Annotated in this window: 16 protein-coding genes and 1 pseudogene; 2 read left to right on the top strand and 15 right to left on the bottom strand. The window is 42.8% G+C overall.

The features are described from left to right. Positions 1–29: 29 nt before the first annotated feature. The 10 genes and pseudogenes from NZD81_RS03350 to NZD81_RS03305 all read right to left on the bottom strand — a co-directional run bounded on the left by NZD81_RS03350 (position 30) and on the right by NZD81_RS03305 (position 8847). Positions 30–1160 (bottom strand): M14 family metallopeptidase, encoded by a 1131-nt coding sequence (locus NZD81_RS03350; RefSeq protein WP_282374351.1) that lies wholly within the window; start codon positions 1158–1160, stop codon positions 30–32. Positions 1161–1242: 82 nt separating this feature from the next. Beyond that, complete coding sequence (locus tag NZD81_RS03345; RefSeq protein ID WP_014664606.1) at positions 1243–3159, bottom strand: LTA synthase family protein; 1917 nt, start codon at positions 3157–3159, stop codon at positions 1243–1245. 116 nt (positions 3160–3275) lie between these two features. Further along, positions 3276–4241 carry a glucose kinase GlcK gene (gene glcK / locus NZD81_RS03340; RefSeq protein WP_071581444.1) on the bottom strand — a complete coding sequence of 322 codons (966 nt, stop codon included), beginning with the start codon at positions 4239–4241 and terminating at the stop codon, positions 3276–3278. 10 nt (positions 4242–4251) lie between these two features. Beyond that, positions 4252–4468: pseudogene (locus tag NZD81_RS03335) on the bottom strand (YqgQ family protein). Positions 4469–4578: 110 nt separating this feature from the next. Then, complete coding sequence (yqgP, locus tag NZD81_RS03330; protein WP_289859534.1) at positions 4579–6090, bottom strand: rhomboid protease YqgP; 1512 nt, start codon at positions 6088–6090, stop codon at positions 4579–4581. 89 nt (positions 6091–6179) lie between these two features. Next, positions 6180–6353 (bottom strand): hypothetical protein, encoded by a 174-nt coding sequence (locus tag NZD81_RS03325; protein WP_003230126.1) that lies wholly within the window; start codon positions 6351–6353, stop codon positions 6180–6182. A 66-nt stretch (positions 6354–6419) separates the two neighbouring features. After that, positions 6420–6983: a 5-formyltetrahydrofolate cyclo-ligase gene (locus NZD81_RS03320; RefSeq protein ID WP_282372680.1), complete on the bottom strand. Its 564-nt coding sequence runs from the start codon at positions 6981–6983 to the stop codon at positions 6420–6422. 84 nt (positions 6984–7067) lie between these two features. Then, positions 7068–7217: a 50S ribosomal protein L33 gene (rpmG, locus tag NZD81_RS03315; RefSeq protein ID WP_003153056.1), complete on the bottom strand. Its 150-nt coding sequence runs from the start codon at positions 7215–7217 to the stop codon at positions 7068–7070. Between the two features lie 83 nt (positions 7218–7300). Then, a complete protein-coding gene (locus tag NZD81_RS03310; RefSeq protein WP_282372682.1) occupies positions 7301–8380 on the bottom strand; it encodes a glycosyltransferase family 4 protein in 1080 nt (359 codons plus the stop codon). Beyond that, complete coding sequence (locus tag NZD81_RS03305; protein WP_103030658.1) at positions 8377–8847, bottom strand: hypothetical protein; 471 nt, start codon at positions 8845–8847, stop codon at positions 8377–8379. Before NZD81_RS03305 ends, NZD81_RS03310 begins: the two co-directional genes overlap by 4 nt. Positions 8848–9026: 179 nt before the next feature. Between NZD81_RS03305 and NZD81_RS03300 the strand changes: the two genes are divergently transcribed. After that, positions 9027–9380, top strand: a complete 354-nt coding sequence (locus NZD81_RS03300) for a hypothetical protein (protein ID WP_014477348.1) — start codon at positions 9027–9029, stop codon at positions 9378–9380. Beyond that, positions 9377–9841 carry an endolytic transglycosylase MltG gene (locus tag NZD81_RS03295; RefSeq protein WP_014664615.1) on the top strand — a complete coding sequence of 155 codons (465 nt, stop codon included), beginning with the start codon at positions 9377–9379 and terminating at the stop codon, positions 9839–9841. The genes NZD81_RS03300 and NZD81_RS03295 overlap by 4 nt, the downstream gene beginning before the upstream one ends. 30 nt (positions 9842–9871) lie before the next feature. On the opposite strand, the gene pstB (NZD81_RS03290) is transcribed toward NZD81_RS03295, so the two are convergent. The 5 genes from pstB (NZD81_RS03290) to NZD81_RS03270 all read right to left on the bottom strand — a co-directional run bounded on the left by pstB (NZD81_RS03290) (position 9872) and on the right by NZD81_RS03270 (position 14278). Next, on the bottom strand, positions 9872–10654 hold the full coding sequence (pstB, locus tag NZD81_RS03290; RefSeq protein ID WP_095431699.1) for a phosphate ABC transporter ATP-binding protein PstB: 783 nt from the start codon (positions 10652–10654) through the stop codon (positions 9872–9874). Between the two features lie 10 nt (positions 10655–10664). Beyond that, entirely contained in the window at positions 10665–11474 is an 810-nt protein-coding gene (gene pstB / locus NZD81_RS03285) for a phosphate ABC transporter ATP-binding protein PstB (protein ID WP_014664617.1), read from the bottom strand. Positions 11475–11494: 20 nt separating this feature from the next. Further along, positions 11495–12379 carry a phosphate ABC transporter permease PstA gene (gene pstA, locus NZD81_RS03280; protein WP_014664618.1) on the bottom strand — a complete coding sequence of 295 codons (885 nt, stop codon included), beginning with the start codon at positions 12377–12379 and terminating at the stop codon, positions 11495–11497. Further along, positions 12379–13308 carry a phosphate ABC transporter permease subunit PstC gene (gene pstC, locus NZD81_RS03275; protein WP_040082615.1) on the bottom strand — a complete coding sequence of 310 codons (930 nt, stop codon included), beginning with the start codon at positions 13306–13308 and terminating at the stop codon, positions 12379–12381. Before pstC ends, pstA begins: the two co-directional genes overlap by 1 nt. Before the next feature lie 67 nt (positions 13309–13375). Then, on the bottom strand, positions 13376–14278 hold the full coding sequence (locus NZD81_RS03270) for a phosphate ABC transporter substrate-binding protein (protein ID WP_014664620.1): 903 nt from the start codon (positions 14276–14278) through the stop codon (positions 13376–13378). Between the last annotated feature and the right edge of the window lie 78 nt (positions 14279–14356).

The following is a 14356-nucleotide window of genomic DNA, read 5'->3' as shown; positions in this document are numbered from 1 at the left end:
GCTTCGGCAGAAAAAAGAAAAAGTTTTAGTTACTCATGAAAAAATAACGCTCTCCACAAGATGCCGTTTGTGGCGTTATAAATATGTGAAAACTGCTGAAACGGCAAAGGATTTCGGCCTTTTCCAAGTTCCACCGTGTACCCTTCTTTAAAATAGTGGTGAATAAACCAATCGCGAAATCCCGCGTAGCTGTCTATATCCCTTACTCCCTTATAAATGTTCCCGCTTATCTCCTCAAAATCCTTTATAACAGCGGCAGATTCTTCAGGCTCAAGGCCTTTATAGCCCCAATAAATTTCTTCCCCTTGAGTATGGAGAGCCAGCAGTCTGTCAGGCGGATTCTCCGTTATCAGCCGGTACATCGCAATGGATTCCGGCTCTGTAAGCGGAGAGATTCCCGGAAAATCGCGGTAGCTGGGTGCTGTCGGTTTTCGGTATTTTTCAATTTCCCATAACGAAGGGAATTGTTTATTTAAATCAACCCCGTTTATGTTCGCCTTCCATTCATTAAAATTCGGACGATGCTCATTTAGCCTCTCGAGCTCATCTCTTCTGGCTCCCATAACTTCTGATCCGTTTAAGACAAGATCAACGCCATCCGGATTGACAAGAGGAACGAGGGATAAGGATGTACTGCTAAACAGCTGTATGGGAGAAAAGCCGAAGAAGGGCGAGTTGCGGCATAATGACATACAGTATTCCTTAAACCATTTTAGCAGGACAGACGTAGTAATCCACTCATTCGCATGAAATGATGCATTCATATGGACCTTTTTTACAGTATGCTCCCCACCAGCCTTCAGCTCCCAGATAGGCCTTCCGAGTACAGAACGGCCAATTTCCCTGCATGAGACAAACGGAAACACATCAATGATCTTCTTTAGTTCCTTTTCAACAGCTGAATCATCGTAGATTTTCTCTTGTTCAATCCATTTATCAGAAAAGTCCAGCTGCCGAGGCTGTAAAAAACGCTTTATGTCCTGTATGGTTTGAAGCTCCTTGCCACTATGCTCTTCTATCACATAACCAGGGCAATACAATTGGTGTTCCTGTGCGGTACGATTTGCACGTCTAAGCAATTCCTCGTCTATCTTCAGCTCTCTCGCCACTCTGGACAAATTGTTCTTGATCTCAGGCTTCACCGTAATAAACGCCATCATCATCCCCCTTTTTTGTTACTATATGACAGCGCACTTAAAAAAAGAAAGCCTCCCGCTCACTTTGATGCGGGAGACATTATGATTACGATGCTTGATCAAGCATTTGTTTTTCTTTCCGTTTTGACGAATTGTCCAGCCTTTTCTGATCATAAAATCGCAACAAATCTCCATAAATGATTTCATCAGAAAGTGATAGCTCTTGTTTCGCTTTATCAGCAAATGCTTCACATTGTTGTGTCTCTTCTAACGGTTTTCCCGTCTCTTTGTCATAACACGCACCGTCTGTATATACAACCTGATCCGTGATAAAGCTCCCGTCCCGGAGCACCGTAAAGTCCAGTTTTTCGTCCGAAAGCAGATCGTTGCCGAATTGAATTTGATCTTTCGTATCAATTCCTAAAAGATTCATCAGCGTCGGCCTGATATCAATCTGCCCGCCTACTGTTTCTATGGTTTGCGGCTTTTTATCGGTAATACCCGGAATATGAATGACAAGCGGCACTTTTTGGAGCTGCACCTCTTCAAATGGGGTTATTTCTTTTCCTAAAAACTGCCCCATTGCTTCATTATGGTTTTCCGATATACCATAATGGTCACCGTATAATACAATAACAGAGTTGTCGTATAACCCGTCTTCCTTCAGCTTTTCGATAAACCGTTTCAGCGCCTCATCCTGATAACGCACTGTCGGAAAATACTTATTTAGCGTCTGGCTGCTTGAATCATATTCATCAATCAGTTGATCCTCTTCATCAAGATCAAATGGGAAGTGGTTCGTCAGTGTGATCAGCCTTGAGTAAAACGGCTGAGGCAGATTTTTCATCAGCTCTGAAGACTGCTCAAAAAATTCTTTATCCTTTAGTCCCCAGCCGACTGAATTTTCGTCCGTAACATCATACGAGTTACTATCAAAAAACGAATCATATCCAAATGAGTCGTACATTAAATCACGATTCCAAAAGCTTTTATTATTAGCGTGAAGCACCGCTGAATAATATCCGCTGTTTTTCAAAATTTCAGGAGCTGCCATATATTGATTGCCCGCATTCGTAAAAAACACGGCACCTCGTCCAAGCGGATACAGTGAATTGTCCACGATAAATTCAGAATCCGAGGTTTTCCCCTGGCCTGTTTGGTGGTAAACATTATTAAAGTTGTAGCTCTGTTTTATAAAGTCATTCAGAAAAGGCGTGATTTCTTCTCCATTCACTTTTTCATTAATCACGAAGCTTTGCGTTGACTCTAAGGATACGAGAATGACATTCCTTCCTTTTGCAGCGCCGAATAACCTTTTGTTGGCATCTTTCGCATTAGCGGTTACATAGTTTTCAATTTCCGTCAGGCTGTTGCTATCTGCCAACGCTCTCTGTGCGGATTGCTTTGACTGAAGAACACCGTCGTAAATATGAAAATTAAACAGGCTAATGTTTTTAACAAGCATTTCTCTGTCAAATGAGCGTGTCAACAGCTGAGGTCTTTCCGCCTCAGACAAGCCCAGATTGAAGAAATAAACAGAAGCAACGAACAAAAAATAAGCCGCCCGTTCATTTTTCGTAGAGGGAATGTCCGATTGAAAAGCTTTTTGCCGGATGTGAAGCCATATTAAAACCGCAATATCTACACCCAATAGGAGGTCTGTCGGTTCAAGAAGTGTTCCGATGCTGCTTCCGAGATCACCCATATTGCTCGTTTGAAAAAGAACAGGGATTGTTAAGAAATCATTGTAAAAACGGTAAAAAACCATATTAGCCAGCAATACAAACGTGACAAGACAGCTCATCGCGATAATGTAACGATTTCTGTTTTTGCCTTTTAAAAACAGGCTGAGGCCAAAAATAAGCAACAAAAAACTCAATGGGTTGATAAACAGAATAAATTCCTGTGTTAGATTGTCGATTTTAATATGAAAACTGGTTTTGTAAACAGCATACGTTTTCAGCCACATCAATAAAATGGCAATCAGCATAAATGAAATCTTCGAAAAAAATGTTTTTCGCATTTCAACCTCCTATGCAGCACGCTCAAAAAAATCAGTCAATTCCCAACATTCTCATTAACACATCAAATTAAATCTTAACCTGAGCACAACAAAAAATCAATTTCATTTACACAATTTTAACAATTTTGGTGTTTTAGCCATTCGTTTTTAGCGATCCAAGCGCCTCCAATAACGCCGGCATCATTTCCAAGCGCTGCGATTGAAATATCAGCAGCTTGGGCTGCCCGCGGAAACGCGCATTTGCGGAATGTTTTCTCTACTTTTGATCTCAGCAGCTCTCCGGCTCTCGATACGCCGCCGCCAAGAACGATTTTTGACGGATTAAGCGAGCTTGCCAAATTTCCGAGCACCAAACCAAGGTGCTTGGCTACATAATCAACCACCTCAAGGGCAATTTCGTCATTTTCACCAGCCGCTTCAAACACATCCCGCGCTGACAATTGTTCAGTTGCTTTTAAACGTGTCGTCTGCTTAGCATTCGCTATTTTTTCTTTTGCAATTCTTACAATTCCTGTTGCCGATGCAATGGTTTCGATACAGCCCGTCTTGCCGCAGTTGCAAGGCGCTCCGCCTTCAGGGATGCTGCAAATATGGCCGATTTCTCCGCCTGCGCCATTTATGCCATGTACAATTTCACCATTTGCAATAATGCCGCCTCCAACTCCTGTGCCAAGCGTCACGAGAATGACGTCCTTTGCGCCATCACCCGCTCCTTTCCACATTTCCCCAAGCGCAGCAATATTCGCGTCATTTTCTATCACTGCTGGGATGCCGGTCTCTGTCTCCAAATGGTTTTTTAAAGCGTAATTTTTCCATCCTAGATTTACGGTTTCATACACAACTCCTGCCGCCATATCTACAGGACCTGGTGCGCCCATTCCGATGTATTTAATGAGGTGCTTCGGTTTTTGCAGCTCATCCAGCTTGCTGTCGATTGTTTTTGCAATTGTAACGGTAATGGTGTCGCCGGTTTTATCAGTCGGGACTTCCCATTTATGCTGAATTTCACCATATTGATTAATAAAAGCGAGTTTAATCGTCGTCCCTCCCAGGTCAACGCCCGCAAACCAAATCTCATCCATTTTTATCACCTTAGCCTTTATAAAAATCTCTTAACGTTTTTTGTTTGTTCCAATTCTTTTCGAAGGACAGCTGCCGCTCTGGCCCACTGCTCCTTTTCAATCATGTGGTTCATGTATAATTCCTTTAATTCATCTAACATAAACTCAATTTCAAGCTCTCTGTCTCCAAAATAAACAATGTGGCCAAACGTTTTTAACAGCTGCTGCACATCATAAAATGTATCCATTTTCCCTCACCATTTCTTGATCTTAACTTAACATAAGCGTATTCATATGGAAGCGGTCCGTCAAGAAGAAAACGCTGACAAAAAAGCCAGCCCCCTTACCTATTCCGCCTTTATGATTCTTTATTGTTTTCAATTTGCTGCTGGAGCTCTTTGTAGCGCTTCTCCTTCGGCTTCAGTTTTACAGCCGTCCGTATGGCCTTTTCTGCTTGGCCAAGCTCATTATTTTCCAAATACAATACGGCTAAATTGTAATATGAAGCATGGTCTTTAGGTTCTTTTTTCACTGCTCGTTCCAAAAGGGAAACCGCCTGATCATATTCGCCGAGTTGAATATCAGAAACCGCCAGGATTTTCAACAGATCGGCAGAGGCATCTTTTTGCTCTGCTTCTCCGTTTAGCAATTCCGTTACTTCTTCATACTTTCCTTCCTGATAAAGCTCGCTTGCCTGCTGAATCAGCGCTGACTCCTGGTGGGAAGGCGAATGCAATCCGTAATATAAAAATCCAGCCGCCAAAGCAATCAGTATAACCGCTGACAACAATCTTTTTCCCAAGGCTCCGGCTTTGGGCAGCCCCAGTGCTGCAGCGGCGAAAAAGCCGCCAATCAAGCCGCCAATATGTCCCGAATTATCAATATTCGAAACCGCAAAACCAAAGCCCAGATTGATGATAATAATGACAATAATATTGGTTCCTATAGTTCTCAAAAACATTTTCCGATTTGACAAAGCTACATACAGCAGTGCGCCTAAGCATCCGAATATGGCTCCTGATGCGCCTGCTGAAGGATACGGGCTGAACACAAAGCTCGCAATCGATCCCGTAATGCCAGCCGCCAGATAAATCAGCAGAAACCTGCCCGATCCATACATGCGCTCAACCGCTGTACCAACCGACCATAAAGCCAGCGTATTAAAAGCTAAATGCGCTATGCCAATGTGAAGCACGATCGGTGTCAGAAGACGCCACCATTCTCCTTGTGCAATCAGGCTGTTTTCCTTTGCTCCAAAAGCGACCAGCGTCTCCGTATTTGTGCTGCCCCCGTTTATTTCGAGCACGAAAAACATTAGGACCTGAAGCGCAATAAATAAATATGTAAAAATGGGTTTTCCGTTTTGAAAAACCGCCGCTTCAGTTTTTCTCTGTTCTTCTTGTTTCTGCACTAACGAAAGGAAGCGTTCCCTTGCCATTTGCGTGTCTTCAAACGAAACGTTTTCTTCTGTACGAAATGATGGAAAAACTGCTTGAAGATCATCTCGTAGCATCGATCCTCTAACGATCACAGGCTCAACTGACACAGTTCCCTTCTCAAAAGGTCGTTTGTCAATTTCTATCCAGTCATCAACAGGGGCTTCAGTTGAAAAAAATACATTCAGCAGCTTCATCCTTCGTCTGCCCAATTGATTTCTGACTCTTTCTACTCGTTCGGCCTGCTCTTCGATGTCTCTAACCATTTCTTGACGGAAATCAAGATCGTGCTTATACAGACGAACTAGATCATGAGAGGACTTGTCCGGCGCTTCCAGCCATATTTCATCTGACTCGCCGGCTTGTATGACGCCATACCCCCTTTTAACCAGGTGCGTTGCCACTTTCCAATATGTATACTCCAGCAAAAACATATTTACCGCTCCAATAGTTTTTTTTCATTATAACAGCTGGCGGTCCGAAACGCCTACTGAAAGCAAAAAATCCCGTTTTTCACGGGATTTTAGAAAGCTTGCTGTATAAACTTATTGCGGATAAACGGAATTCTTAAAAACAAATGGATAAAAGACCGCCTGATTCCTGGCTGGCTGAGTACAGTATTCATAAGACGGTAGCGATTTTGGTAAAACATGACGGCAGAAACAGCAAAAATGGCATAAATCAAAAGTTTTTTCATGATATCCCTCCTGCCAATAGGGTTTGTTATTCTACCTGATTTATTCTTGGAAAAGAGGCAGGAAAGTTATGAATAACAAGAAATGATGCGATCCTCTGTTATCAGCTTATGTACCGGCATGTCATGCGGCAGACGGGGTACGTGCGCAAACAGCTGACACTCGAAAAGCAGAGAGACTGACTTTCCTTGATATTTACTTAAAAAACGATCATAATAACCGCCTCCAAAGCCGATCCTAAACCCGTTAACATCAAAACAAACACCTGGAACGATCACCAAGTCAATTTGTGATTGGTTTACTTCTTTTGTTTTTTCAATTATCGGCTCAAGGAGTCCGGCGTAAACGGTTTCGAGCTGATCATCAGTCTGATATGCGCGAAATTGCATTTTCTTCGTGTCCGGATGGCATTTGGGGATGCAAACTTGCTTTCCTTCCTCCCAAGCCTGCTCAATGACAGGACGCGTCGGTATCTCTAGTCCTCTGGAAATGGTGACGGCAATGGTGCTGGCATTTTGCCAGTCCGGCAGAGAAAACAAATCCTTATACATACGGTCCGTTTTTTGAAGCAGATCTTCATTTGGTAAAGCAGACAGTGCCGCCATCGTCTGTTTTCTTAATTGTGATTTCATCTCTCATCCCCCTCGGAATAGAAAAAAAGCCAGAACCTTTTTCAAAGCTCTGGCTTTTTTCTTACACCTCAAACAGCAAAGCTGTTATTTTGTTTCACGGTGTAACGTAGATTTTTTATCACGTGGGCAATATTTTTTAAATTCAACGCGGTCTGGATTGTTGCGTTTGTTCTTTTTAGAAATATAGTTACGCTCACCACATTCAGTGCAAGCCAAAGTAATATTAACGCGCATTATTTTCCCTCCAAACTAAAATCATTTACTTATTCAGACTTATATATAATACCACTATAATGGACGGAATGCTAGGCTGTTTTTCAATGAATTGCTGAATTATTGATGATACGCTCATAAAGCTGCACATATGATGACGTAATGAGTCGGGGGTGGTGGAGCTTAAACACTTGTTGTCTGCCAGCTTCCTTTATCCGGCAGGCGTTTTCCCGGTCTTTTAAAAAACGGTCCAGCAGATCCACCGCTTCCTGTACGAGCGTAAAATCAGCGATGATTGCCGTTTTGTCATGAACGGCATAATCACAAAAACCACCCGACTGAGAAACGACAGTCAGCACACCTTGTTCCATGCTTTCCTGTGCGGCAAGCCCAAACGGTTCATAAGAACTAGGGAAAACTGCCATTTCACAGTGAGACAGTAACATTCTAATGTCTTTCCCATTCAGGAACGGCAGGAACATGACACGATCCTCTAGGTTCAATGCCGCAGCCAATTTCTCATAGGAGGACAAAGACGGACCCTCCCCGGCCAGCACTAGATAGAGGTCAGGCTGCCGCTGCTTCAAGATGGCAAACACCTTTAACAGCTGAGAAAATCCTTTTTCCGGAACGAACCTTCCATATGAAAAGAGGAATCTTCTATTTATGCTTCTTGGGATTTTCCCCTTCTCTTCCTCCATAGATGCAGGGCTCGGGATAACGGTTGTTTTTTTATGTGCTGCCTTATTAAGAGACCGCTTCATAAATGTGCTTAATACGATCAAAGCATCAGCGGACTCTATAAGGAGCTGTTCGGTCTTGAGCCTGTATGGGTGTGGGACTTCTCGGCACACCTTCTTCCTTTCGCTTTCAAGACCGTGGATTGTCGCAGCAAGCGGAAGGCCAAGCCGTTGTTTCAAATACTGGGCGGCAGGAGCTGTTGAGTCATCATGCGCATGAATCAGATCAAAGCGTTCATTGCCGGATAACACCTGGCGAACCATTGTAGAGTTAGCATCGGCTATGTAATCTTCAAACTTCGCATATGAAGACAACTGCCTGCTCGGAGTACAAACCGTCATGTTGATATGAGGATTTAAATAGGAAATGAGACGGTTTAAATGGACACCGAGCCCGCTTTTCGGGACATCGGGATGTTCGAGTGAAAGCATGAGAATGTTCACCGTTCTTTTTCTCCTTCTCCATAACAGGTGTATGCAGAAAATTGCGCCTCCCACCTGGTGTGTGCCTCCTCAATCTGAAAGCTGTTTATATGACGAATCCCATTTTCTTCAAGATAGATGTCGTCTGTGCAGGCAAGCTTGAGAGAGACATTCATGGAGTTAACCATTCTGTATTCAGCCCGATATACAGCATCACCAGCCGCCTGTCCAATCGTCCATTCCCCTTTATCATACGGTGTGCGTTTAGTCCTGACAGCTTCGTTATCTTTTCTTTTGATGACAATGCGCAATTCTTTTACCATATCCTGCGTTTTTTCGAAAAGGACCGCTTCAGCCAGCCGCATTGTTTCTTCTGAGATTTCCCAGCATACGGTCAAGGTGTGAGCGTTTTGAATGTTCATGTCGAATGTGTCCCTAAAAAAAGAAAGCTTATGTCGTATATTATAGGGAAATGGGTGTTTATCCATGGACTCCTAACATTCTCCTTTCCTATCGTTCACTTAGTGATCCTATTAAACCATTACATAGAGAAGAAGCAAAGAAAGATTTCTCGACAAAATCTCGTTTTTTTCGCGAATTCCTTTAGAAACTATTGGTTTTATGGTATAAAAAAGAAGGATAAAAAAAGAATAGAAGGTGATGAAACGTGGAAATTGCTATTATTGCGTTGTTTATCGTCAGTATAGCGCTAATTGCATTCTCATATTCTCAAAGAGACCCGATGAAAGATGTAGAACAAGAGCTCGAAACTCTGCAGCTTTCTGCGATGCAGGAAATTTACAAGCTCAAAAAGAAAATGACCGTGCTTGAGGAAGAATTACTGGAAACAAACCTTGTCATCCGCAAATCAAAGCAGAGTGACATCAATCAAAAAATCGCTAAACAAATACTTTCTAAATATAATAACGGCATGTCCGCTGAAGCGATTGCTAAAGCTGAGCATGTATCAGTTGAAGACGTAAATACGATTATCAAAGATAACGAGAAGGTGCTCGTATGACAAAACGAGGCATTCAGGCATTTGCTGGCGGCATCATTTTAGCGACAGCCGTTCTTGCAGCTGTTTTTTATCTGACTGACGAAGACCAGGCCGCTGCTGTAAAAGAAAATAAAACAGTAACCGAACAAGACGTGAACAATTACCTTGATTCTAAAAAAATGGTTTCTGTGAATCGCGATGAATATCAAAAACTTCTCGATTCAAAAGAGAAATCCTTGACCAATAACAGCGGATCAGACACGAAAACAGACAAGGTCAAAACGTACAAACTGAAAATTAAAGACGGCATGAGCACTGCAGATGTATCTGCTCTTCTTGAAAAAGAAGGCATTATCTCCTCGGCTCAAGACTTTAATGACTATGTCATTGATGCCGGCTATCACAAAGAAATCCGTGCCGGCGAGTTTAAAGTAAAATCAGATATGAGCTTTAAAAAGCTCGTAAAAACGTTAACACGATAAAAAACAGGCTGAAGACTCAGCCTGTTTTTTTCAACCAAACTTTCCTGTAATGTAATCGAGGGTTCTTTGGTCCTGCGGGTTAGAGAACATTTTATTCGTATTGTCGCATTCAACAAGCTCGCCCATATAGAAAAAGGCGGTTTGATCAGAAACCCTTGCTGCCTGCTGCATGTTATGCGTGACAATGACAATCGTATATTTATTTTTCAGCTCAAGAATGAGTTCTTCAATTTTTCTTGTTGAGATTGGATCTAATGCAGATGTCGGTTCATCCATCAGCAAAATATCTGGATTGGTCGCAAGTGCCCTGGCGATACAAAGACGCTGCTGCTGGCCGCCTGACAAGGAAAGAGCGGACGTATGCAATCGATCCTTCACCTCACCCCATAGCGCCACGTCTTTCAATGATTTTTCCACAATTTCTTGAAGCTTCTTTTTATTTTTGGTGCCGTGGACTCTCGGTCCGTAAGCCACATTATCAAAAATAGATTGGGGAAACGGGTTCCCTTTTTGGAATACCATACCGATATTTTTTCGCAAATCCACGATATCCACTTTATCTTTTAAAATGTTGCTGCCATTATAGTTCAGCTCACCTGCAAGCTTTACATTCGGCGTCATTTGAATCATTAAATTCAATGTTTTGATAAAGGTCGATTTCCCGCATCCCGATGGCCCGATAATCGCCGTGACCTCGTTTTCATGTATGCTCAAATTGATATTTTTCAAAGCATGATGCTGTCCATACCATAAGTTCATTCCATTGACTTGATAGACTTCCTGTTTCATTACAGCTTCGGTAGCAATACTCATTGCCGCCCTCCTATCCGAATTTCCCGTTAATATAATCCTCTGTCTTTTGCTGTTTCGGACTCGTGAAGATCTGTTCAGTCTGTCCGTATTCTACAAGCTCGCCGTTTAAAAAGAATGCCGTCCGATCAGAAACCCGCAGAGCCTGCTGCATATTGTGTGTGACTATAATAATCGAGTATTCTCTTTTCAATTCTGTTATTAATTCCTCTATTTTTGCATTTGAAATCGGATCAAGCGCTGAAGCTGGTTCATCAAGCAGAAGAACAGCCGGCTTCATCGCAAGCGTTCTCGCAATGCATAAACGCTGCTGCTGGCCGCCGGATAACGAGAGTGCGGATGAATGTAAACGATCCTTCACCTCATCCCAGAGCGCTGCTTTTGTTAAACTCTCTTCCACAATTTGATCTAAGGCCGCTTTATTACGCTCTCCGGCATATTTCAATGCATGTGTGATATTTGCATAGATCGATTTCGGAAAAGGATTTGGTTTTTGAAAAACCATTCCGATTTCTCTTCTCAAGCTGACGACATTAATATTGCCGCCCAATATATTTAATCCTTCATAAAGAATTTCACCTTCAGCTCTTGCAGAAGGAATTAAATCATTCATTCGATTAATATTTCTCAAAAAAGTAGATTTTCCGCATCCCGACGGCCCAATTAAAGCAGTCACCGCATTCTTTTCAATATCCATGTTCACATGATGAACCGCTTGTTTATTTCCGTAAAAAATAGACAGGTCTTTGACTTCAAGCACGTGGTTCTGCTTCGGAACAATAACAGCTCGCTCAGGTTTTTCTTTTACCATTTGTTCAGACATGTTTTTCGCCTCTTTCCGTACTAATTTGCCGTAAGCTTTTTGTAGATCATCGTGCCAAGCCATCTCGCTGCGAGATTAAACACAAGAACAGAAATCACCAGCACAGCAGAACCACCATTGGCAATCGCTTCAGCATCCGGAATCATTCCTTGCGTATTTACGTTCCAAATGTGGACCGCAAGTGTTTCAGCGGGCCTGAAAATATTAAGCGGCGATGTTTCCGAAAACGGATTCCACTCCGTAAAATTAAGACGCGGTGTTGTCAGGCCGGCTGTAAATAATAATGCTGCCGCTTCTCCGAACACCCTTCCTGACGCTAAAATGGCTCCAGTAATGATAGAAGGGATCGCACTTGGAATTAAAACGGTTTTTACGGTATGCCAGCGTGATACACCTAAAGCGAGAGAGGCTTCCTTCAGGTCCTTAGGGACTGAACGAATCGCGTCTTCTGTCACACGCACCATCACGGGAAGGTTAAAAACAGTTAACGCAAGCGCTCCGCCTATGATCGTATATCCCCAGCCTGTTAAATTGACAAACATCAATAATCCAAACATTCCAATGACAATAGACGGGAGAGATGAAAGCACCTCGATACATGTTCTGATGAAATCAGTCACTTTGTTATTAGGCGCATACTCAGCCATGAACACTCCGCCTCCCACACCGAGCGGGATTGTAATCAGCATCGTAATCAATAAAATATAAAAGGAGTTAAACAGCTGGTCACGTATGCCTCCTCCGGCTGCAATGGCGCTCGATTTTGTCGTAATAAAATGAAAACTGAGCTGAGAAACACCGTTTATAATAATATAGGAAAACAAACCTACTAAAATGGCAGCGATAATGGCTGCACACAAACCAAACATTCCGGTCGCCAGTTTATCTGTTATTTTGCGGTTCATTACACTTTCCTCCTAGATGACAAGTAGCGAATAAGCAGGATGAACAAGAATGACATCGTCAGAAGCACAAGCCCCATTGACCACAGCGTATTGTTTTCAACACTTCCATATGTGGTGTGGCCCATATTCAGCGTGATGATTGTTGTCAGCGTTCCCGCAGTGTCAAACAGGCTTTCCGGCAATACTCTTGTATTTCCTATGACCATCTGAACAGCCAAAGCTTCACCGAACGCCCGAGCCATGCCTAACACAACAGCTGTCATTAATGTTGGAAAAGCCGCAGGCACAAGTACTTTTCTGATCGTCTGCCATCTCGTCGCACCAAGCGCGTAAGAACCCTCTCTTAAGCTCTTCGGAAGAGAAGCCATTGCGTCAGCAGAAATTGATGTAATGGTCGGCAGAATCATGACGGAAAGGACAATCGTTCCCGCCAATAAACTGTGCCCTGTCCCGCTCGATTTGAACTGGGCGATAAACGGCACCAATACTGTAAGACCTATGAATCCATAAACAACAGATGGAATGCCGACTAAAAGCTCAATCACAGGCTGCAGCACTTTTTTCCCCCAATTCGGGGCAATTTCTGTCATGAAAATCGCTCCTGCAATGCCAAGCGGAGCAGCGATCAGAGCAGAAAGAATCGTTACTGCAAACGAGCCAAAAATAAATGGCAGCACTCCGTATTTCGGATCACTATCTGTAGGATTCCAATTTAAGCTCGTTAAGAATTCAATTGGGCTTACACCATTTACAAGAAAAGATTGCAGCCCCTTAATGCCGAGGAAAATGGTGATCGCCACAGATGCCGCAATCATAATGAGCGCACATGCTGTCACCATCATTCTTCCACGCACTTCATCCAATTGCCGATTTTGCCTCGAGCTGATTAAACGCTCGCTCACAGACATATTTTCTCTATTGTTTATCATTTTTTACACTCCTATGAATGTGTTAAGAGGAGAAACGGTTGTCCCCGCACTCCTCTTTTTATTAAGATCAGCTTTGCTTCCCTTTGGCATCACGTGTCACTTTCATATCAGTAACCGGAATGTAGCCTTGGTCAGTAACAATGCTTTTTTGAATGTCTTCACTCTTTAGATAATCGAGAAACGCTTTAGCTAAACCTGTCGCTTCACCTTTTGTATAAGAATGCTGATAAGCCCAGATTGGATACTCGCCAGTTGCTACATTTTTCGCTTCAGGCTTAACTCCATCAATAGATAGCGCAGTTACTTTGTCATCTGTTAAATATGAGAATGCAAGATATCCAATCGCTCCCGGAGTATCAGCAATGATCTTTTTCACTGTGTTGGAGGAATCTTCAGTAATGCCTTCTGCAGGTTCTGCTCCATCAAGCGCATACTTCACAAATGTAGCACGTGTGCCAGAAGAATCAGGACGGTTTACAAGTGTAATCTTTTGGTCTTTGCCGCCAAGCTCTTTCCAGTTTTTGATTTTGCCAGTGAAGATTTTTTTCAATTCATCTTTTGAAATATCCTTCACACCAGCATTAGGGTTTACAGCTGCTGCCATACCAACTACTGCGACTTGATGATCGACTAGCGCTTTTGCATCGATGCCTTCTTTTTCTTCAGCAAAAACGTCTGAATTCCCGATTTGAACAGCTCCTTCAGAGACTTGAGAAAGCCCTGTTCCAGAACCGCCAGCTTGTACCTGTATATCAGCATCAGGGTTTTCTTCCATAAATTTTTCCGCGGCTGCAAGTACTAGCGGCTGCATAGCCGATGAACCAGAAATGGTTAAAGAACCTGATGCCTTTTCTTCTCCTTTTGCAGAATCGCTATTCGATTTTTCACTTTCTCCTGCATTTCCGCATGCAGCTGCAATCATCATAAAAGCAGCCATCAGAAGCATAAGCACCAATTTGTTTTTTTTCATTTCCTGAATTCCCCCTGCGTATAATGTGTAATTTGTCCTACACGTATAGAGTAAAGGTTCTATGTAAAAAGGGTTTGA

Origin of the sequence: Bacillus sp. B.PNR1 (genome assembly GCF_030386235.1) — a bacterium.
Classification (GTDB): domain Bacteria; phylum Bacillota; class Bacilli; order Bacillales; family Bacillaceae; genus Bacillus; species Bacillus stercoris.
This window is presented reverse-complemented; position numbering and strand designations above follow the sequence as displayed.

Excerpts from the sequence above, each read along its gene's own strand:
- NZD81_RS03350 (WP_282374351.1), bottom strand. The coding sequence starts at position 1,160 with ATGATGGCGTTTATTACGGTGAAGCCTGAGATCAAGAACAATTTGTCC.
- NZD81_RS03345 (WP_014664606.1), bottom strand. The coding sequence starts at position 3,159 with ATGCGAAAAACATTTTTTTCGAAGATTTCATTTATGCTGATTGCCATT.
- glcK (WP_071581444.1), bottom strand. The coding sequence starts at position 4,241 with ATGGATGAGATTTGGTTTGCGGGCGTTGACCTGGGAGGGACGACGATT.
- yqgP (WP_289859534.1), bottom strand. The coding sequence starts at position 6,090 with ATGTTTTTGCTGGAGTATACATATTGGAAAGTGGCAACGCACCTGGTT.
- NZD81_RS03325 (WP_003230126.1), bottom strand. The coding sequence starts at position 6,353 with ATGAAAAAACTTTTGATTTATGCCATTTTTGCTGTTTCTGCCGTCATG.
- NZD81_RS03320 (WP_282372680.1), bottom strand. The coding sequence starts at position 6,983 with ATGAAATCACAATTAAGAAAACAGACGATGGCGGCACTGTCTGCTTTA.
- rpmG (WP_003153056.1), bottom strand. The coding sequence starts at position 7,217 with ATGCGCGTTAATATTACTTTGGCTTGCACTGAATGTGGTGAGCGTAAC.
- NZD81_RS03305 (WP_103030658.1), bottom strand. The coding sequence starts at position 8,847 with ATGGATAAACACCCATTTCCCTATAATATACGACATAAGCTTTCTTTT.
- NZD81_RS03295 (WP_014664615.1), top strand. The coding sequence starts at position 9,377 with ATGACAAAACGAGGCATTCAGGCATTTGCTGGCGGCATCATTTTAGCG.
- pstB (WP_095431699.1), bottom strand. The coding sequence starts at position 10,654 with ATGAGTATTGCTACCGAAGCTGTAATGAAACAGGAAGTCTATCAAGTC.
- pstB (WP_014664617.1), bottom strand. The coding sequence starts at position 11,474 with ATGTCTGAACAAATGGTAAAAGAAAAACCTGAGCGAGCTGTTATTGTT.
- pstA (WP_014664618.1), bottom strand. The coding sequence starts at position 12,379 with ATGAACCGCAAAATAACAGATAAACTGGCGACCGGAATGTTTGGTTTG.
- pstC (WP_040082615.1), bottom strand. The coding sequence starts at position 13,308 with ATGATAAACAATAGAGAAAATATGTCTGTGAGCGAGCGTTTAATCAGC.
- NZD81_RS03270 (WP_014664620.1), bottom strand. The coding sequence starts at position 14,278 with ATGAAAAAAAACAAATTGGTGCTTATGCTTCTGATGGCTGCTTTTATG.